The organism is Streptomyces sp. SP18CS02 (genome assembly GCF_036322365.1).
Classification (GTDB): Bacteria; Actinomycetota; Actinomycetes; order Streptomycetales; family Streptomycetaceae; genus Streptomyces.
In genome coordinates this window covers 1-5,821 of record NZ_JAQYXC010000094.1, presented here as the reverse complement: position 1 = coordinate 5,821, position 5,821 = coordinate 1, and the positions used below count along the sequence as shown (strand labels likewise).

Annotated in this window: 2 protein-coding genes; both read right to left on the bottom strand. The window is 77.0% G+C overall.

Annotated features, from left to right (window positions below; genetic code table 11):
• On the bottom strand, positions 1-4,453 hold a 4,453-nt coding region (locus PUR26_RS00800), incomplete at its 3' end, for a beta-ketoacyl synthase N-terminal-like domain-containing protein (RefSeq protein WP_329868207.1).
• Positions 4,453-5,821 (bottom strand): type I polyketide synthase (locus PUR26_RS00795; RefSeq protein ID WP_329868205.1); only part of this gene is annotated, 1,369 nt, incomplete at its 5' end. The genes PUR26_RS00800 and PUR26_RS00795, both read right to left, overlap by 1 nt.

Genomic DNA, 5,821 nt, shown 5'->3' with positions numbered 1-5,821 from the left:
CGTCCGGGCCGCGACGGCTGGTCAGCAGCAGGCCGCGTACGCCGTGCGCGGTGACGAGGTGCCGGGCCAGGAGCGCCCCCAGGGCGCCGGTGCCACCGGTGATCAGCACCGTGCCGTCCGGGTCGAGCCGGGCGGACCCGGCGGGGACAGCGGGGACGGACGGGCCGGCGGTACGGGCGAGCCGGGGGACGAGCGGGCGGCCGGAGCGCAGCGCGACGTCCGGCTCGCCGGACGCCAGAACGGCGCTCAGCGCGCCCGGCCACCCGTCGGGGTCGTCGGTGTCGACCAGCGTGATCCGGCCCGGGTGCTCCGACTGCGCCGAGCGCAGCAGGCCCCGGACGGCGGCACGCGGCAGGTCGGTGACGTCCTCGCCGGGCCCGGCGGCCACCGCGCCTCGCGTCACGACGACCAGGTGGGTCTCGGTGAACGTGTCGTCGGCGAGCCAGGACCGTACGAGCTCCAGCGTCCGGGCGGTGGACTCGCGCGCCGCCGCCGCGGGGGACACCGCCCCTTCGCCGTGGGGGTCGAGCAGGGGCAGTGCCACGACGTCGGGAAGGGGCGTTCCGGCGGCGACCGCCTCGGCGAGGGCGGCCGGGTCGGCGTACCGGTCGGGTGTCCCGGCGGCGAACGCCTCCGCGCGGTCCGCCGGGCGGTCGCCGAGCAGCGCCGGCGTGCCGTACCGTCCCGGAGCTCCGGGAGCCGGTGCCGACGGCTCGGACCAGGCGATGTGGAGCAGTGGCTCCCGTACGGGACGGGCACCGGTCGTGGAGGCGAGCGGGCCGGCGGGCCTCAGGAGCAGCGACTCGACGGCGGCGACCGGCCGGCCGGACTCGTCGGCCGCCTCGACGGCGACGGCGCCGGGTCCGGCCGGGGTGAGCCGTACGCGCAGGGTCGTCGCGCCGGCCGCGTGCAGCGTCACACCGTGCCAGGCGAAGGGCAGGGCGGGGCCGTCGGCGATGCCCGGGAACACGCCGAGGCCCAGGGCGTGCAGGCCCGCGTCCAGCAGGGCTGGATGCAGGCCGAAGGAGCGGGCCGCGCGGTGCTGTCCGGGCTCCAGCGCGACCTCGGCGAACAGTTCGTCGCCGCGCTGCCAGGCGGCGCGCAGTCCCTGGAACCGCGGACCGTAGCGCAGTCCGTCGTCGGCGAGCCGCTCGTAGAGGCCGTCGATGTCGAGGGGGGCCGCGTCGGCCGGCGGCCATGCCGACAGTTCCGCGGCCGCGGGCTCCGGTCCGGACGCGTGGGCGGACAGCCGGCCGGTGGCGTGCCGCACCCACGCCGGTCCGGGCAGGGCGGCCTCGTCGTGGGCGTACATCTCCACCGGCCGCGCGCCGGTCCCGTCGGGCGGGCCGACCCTGATCTGCAGGGACACCGCCCCGTCGGCGGGTATGGCGAGCGGCGCGGTCAGGGTCAGTTCGTCGAGCCGGTCGCAGTCGGCCTGTTCACCGGCGCGCAGGGCCAGTTCGACGAAGGCGGTGCCGGGCAGCAGGACGGAGTCGCCGACTGCGTGGTCGGCCAGCCACGGCTGGGTACGGAGGGTGAGCCGGCCGGTGAAGAGGTGTTCCTGGGAGTCGGCCGGTACGACGCTGGCCCCCAGCAGCGGGTGGTCGGGAAAGCCGAGGCCGGCCGGGGAGACGTCGAGCCGGTCCCGGGCGGGCGACTCCAGCCAGTGGCGCCGGCGCTGGAAGGCGTAGGAGGGCAGCCGGACGCGGCGGGCGCCGGTGCCGGCGAAGAACGCGGGCCAGTCGACGGGGACGCCGTGGGTGTGGAGGCGTCCGACGGCCGTGGTCAGCGTCGCGACCTCGGGGCGGCCGGAGCGCTGTGCCGGGACCGCGGCGGCGGAGCCCGGGGCGAGGCAGTCCTCGGCCATCGGGGTGAGCACCGCGTCCGGGCCGACCTCCAGGAAGGTGCGGACGCCCTCGGCCTCCAGCCGCCGTACCGCGTCGGCGAACAGGACCGGCCGGCGGGCGTTGCGCACCCAGTACTCGGGCGAGCACAGCTCCTCGGCCCCGGCCGGCTCCCCGGTGACGGTGGAGACGAAGGGGATACGGGGCGGCTTGGGGTCCAGGCCGGCCGCGACCTCGCGCAGCTCGTCCAGCATGGGCTCGACCCGGGCGGAGTGGGAGGCGTAGCTGACCCGCAGCCGACGGGTCTTGCGGCCCGTCCCGGCGAAGTGCGCGGCGAGCGCCGACACCGGTCCCTCGTCGCCGGCGACGACCACCGCGGAGGGGCTGTTGACGGCCGCGATCTCGACGCCCTCGGTCAGCAGGGGCCGTACCTCTTCGGCCGAGGCGGCCACCGCCACCATCGCCCCGCCGTGCGCCAGTTCCTGGGTGAGCCGTCCCCGGGCGCTGACCAGGGCCGCCGCGTCGGCCAGCGACAGCACGCCGGCGGCGTGGGCCGCCGCCAGCTCGCCGCCCGAGTGGCCCAGCACGTGGTCGGGGTGGACGCCCCAGGAGGCGAAGAGCCGGAAGAGGGCCACCTCGATCGCGAACAGGGCGGGCTGGGCGAGGCCCTGGCCCATGAGCGGTTCGTCGCCCCGCTCCCCGCGCTCGCCGAAGACCACCGGGCGCAGCGGGGTCTCCAGGTGCCGGTCCAGCTCCGCGCAGGCCGCGTCGAACGCCTCGGCGAACGCCGGGAAGGCGCCGTGCAGGTCCCGGCCCATGCGCAGCCGCTGGCTGCCGCCGCCGGTGAACATCATCGCCAGCGCGCCCGGCGCCGCCCGCCCGTGCAGCAGCCCGGGAGCGGGGCGGCCGTCCGCGAACGCCTCCAGGTCGCGCAGCAGCGCCGCCCGGTCGTCCCCGACCAGGACGGCCCGGTGCTCCAGCGCGGTACGGGTGGTCGCCAGGGAGTACCCGACGTCGACGAGGCCCGGTGCGGGGTCGGTGCGGCGCAGGTGCGCGGAGAGCTTTCCGGCCTGGGCGCGCAGCGCGGTCTCCGTCTTGCCGGTCAGCGCCCACAGGACGGGCGTCCTCGGGGCGTCCGCGTCGATGGCCGTGGCGGGCTCCGTGGCGGGGGCGGCCGCCGGGGGCTCCTCCCCGTCCTGTCCCGGGGGCGGCCCGGACACGTCGGTGGGCTCTTCGATGATGGCGTGGGCGTTGGTGCCGCTGAAGCCGAAGGAGGAGATCCCGGCGCGCCGGGGCGTGTCGCCGGGCGACCAGGGGCGCGGTTCGGTGAGCAGTCGCACGGCGCCGGCCGACCAGTCGACGTGCGGTGTGGGGCTGTCGACGTGCAGGGTCCGGGGAAGCGTGCCGTGCCGCATGGCCAGGACCATCTTCATGACGCCGCCGACGCCGGCGGCGGCCTGGGTGTGGCCGATGTTCGACTTGAGCGAACCGAGCCACAGCGGGCGTCCGGCGTCGCGCCCCTGGCCGTAGGTGGCCAGCAGCGCCTGCGCCTCGATGGGGTCGCCGAGGGTGGTTCCCGTGCCGTGCGCCTCGACGGCGTCGACCTCGTCCGCGCGCAGGCCCGCGTCGGCCAGGGCCTGGCGGATGACCCGCTGCTGCGAGGGGCCGTTGGGGGCGGTCAGGCCGTTGCTGGCCCCGTCGGAGTTCACCGCGGAGCCGCGCAGGACGGCCAGGACCTCGTGGCCGTTGCGGCGGGCGTCGGAGAGACGTTCCAGCAGGAGCATGCCGGCGCCCTCGGCCCACCCGGTGCCGTCGGCTCCGGCCGCGAAGGACTTGCAGCGGCCGTCCGGCGCCAGGCCCTCCTGGCGGCTGAAGTCCACGAAGGGCAGTGGGGACGCCATCACGGTCGCGCCGCCCGCCAGCGCGAGGGAGCACTCCCCCTTGCGCAGCGCGGTGGCTGCCAGGTGCAGGGCGACCAGGGAGGAGGAGCAGGCGGTGTCGATGGTGACGGCCGGGCCCTCCAGGCCGAAGGTGTAGGCCACCCGGCCGGAGGCGATGCTGCCGGAGTTGCCGGTGCCGAGGTAGCCCATGACCTCCTCGGGGAGCTCCCGGAGCCGTGCGGCGTAGTCGTGGTACATGATCCCGGCGTAGACGCCGGTCCTGCTGCCGCGCAGGGTCGTGGGGTCGATGCCCGCGTGCTCGAAGACCTCCCAGGCGGTCTCCAGGAGGAGGCGCTGCTGGGGGTCCATCGCCGTGGCCTCCCGGGGGCTGATCCCGAAGGGGGCGGGGTCGAAGTCGGCGACGTCGTGGAGGAACCCGCCCTCGTCGGTGTGGCTGGTGCCGGCGGCGTCCGCGCCCGGTCCGCGCAGCGCCGCCATGTCCCAGTCGCGGTCGGTGGGGAAGGCGGACACCGCGTCCCGGTCGGCGGAGACGAGCTCCCACAGCTCCTCGGGCGTGTGGACGCCGCCCGGGTAGCGGCACGCCATGCCGATGATGGCGATCGGTTCGCCGGCCGCCGCCTCGGCGTCCCTCAGCCGCTTCCTGGTCTGCCGGAGCTCCGTGGTCAGGCGCTTGAGGGAGTGCAGGATCTTCTCGTCGGTGCCCGTCATCAGGCGTTCCCCAGTTCCTCGTCGATGATGGCGAGCATTTCGCCGATGTCAGCGGAGTCGAGCCCGTCGTCCGCGTCCTCCTCGGCCGCTGCCTCGTGCGTGGTGGCCCGGTCCCAGGCGGCCAGGAGCGACTTCAGGCGCAGCCGGATCTCCTCGGCCGCCTCCCGGTCGCCGGCCAGTGCGGGAAGGGCGTCCCTGAGCCGGTCGAGGTCGGCGAGCGCGGCCTGCGCGGGCGGCGGCGCGTCGGGGACGAGTTCGTTCCTGAGGTGGGCGGCGAGCCCGGCGGGCGTGGGATGGTCGAAGACCGCGGTGGCGGGCAGGCGGATGCCGGTGGCGGCGTCGAGCCGGCCCCGGATCTCCACCGCCGCCAGGGAGTCGAGCCCCGACTCGGTGAAGGGCCGGTCCGGCGCGATCGACCGCGGCGAGCTGTGGCCGAGGACCGCGGCCGCCTGGGCGAGGACCAGGTCGAGCAGCATCCGCTCCCGCTCGGCGTCGTCCAGGGGGAGCAGCCGCTCGGCCAGCGACCCCTCCCCCGCCGCACCGGCGGGCTTCCCGCCGGTGACCGCCGGGGCGCTCGTGCGCCCGCGGGCGGGGCGGACCATGCCCCTGAGGACGGGCGGGAAGTCCGCGTCGCCGCTGCGCGGCCGCAGCAGCGGCAGGTCGAAGCGGGCGGGCACCAGCAGCGGTTCGGGCCGCCCCAGGGCGGCGTCGAACAGCGCCAGGCCGGCGGCGGGCTCGATCGCCCCGAACCCGGCGCGGGTGATACGGCCGACCTCGGCCTCCGTGAGGCCGCCCGCCATGCCCCGCTCGTGCTGGCGCCACAGGCCCCAGGCGAGCGATACGGCGGGCAGTCCGGCGGCCGCGCGGTGCTGGGCGAGACCGTCCAGGAAGCCGTTGGCGGCGGCGTAGCTGCCCTGCCCGGCGGAGCCGAGCACACCGGAGGCGGAGGAGAACAGGACGAAGGCGGACAGGTCGAGGTGGGCGGTCAGCTCGTGCAGGTGCCAGGCGCCGGCGGCCTTCGGCCCCATCACGCGGGCCAGGCGCTCGGGCGTCAGGGCGCCGATCACCCCGTCGTCGAGGACGCCGGCGGCGTGCACCACCGCGGTCAGCGGGTGCTCCGGCGGGACGGCCGCGAGCAGCCCGCGCACGGCGTCCCGGTCGGAGACGTCGCAGGCGGCGACGGACACCCGGACGCCGAGGGCGGTCAGCTCCGCCGCCAGTTCCCCGGCGCCTTCGGCGTCCGGGCCGCGACGGCTGGTCAGCAGCAGGCCGCGTACGCCGTGCGCGGTGACGAGGTGCCGGGCCAGGAGCGCCCCCAGGGCGCCGGTGCCACCGGTGATCAGCACCGTGCCGTCCGGGTCGAGCCGG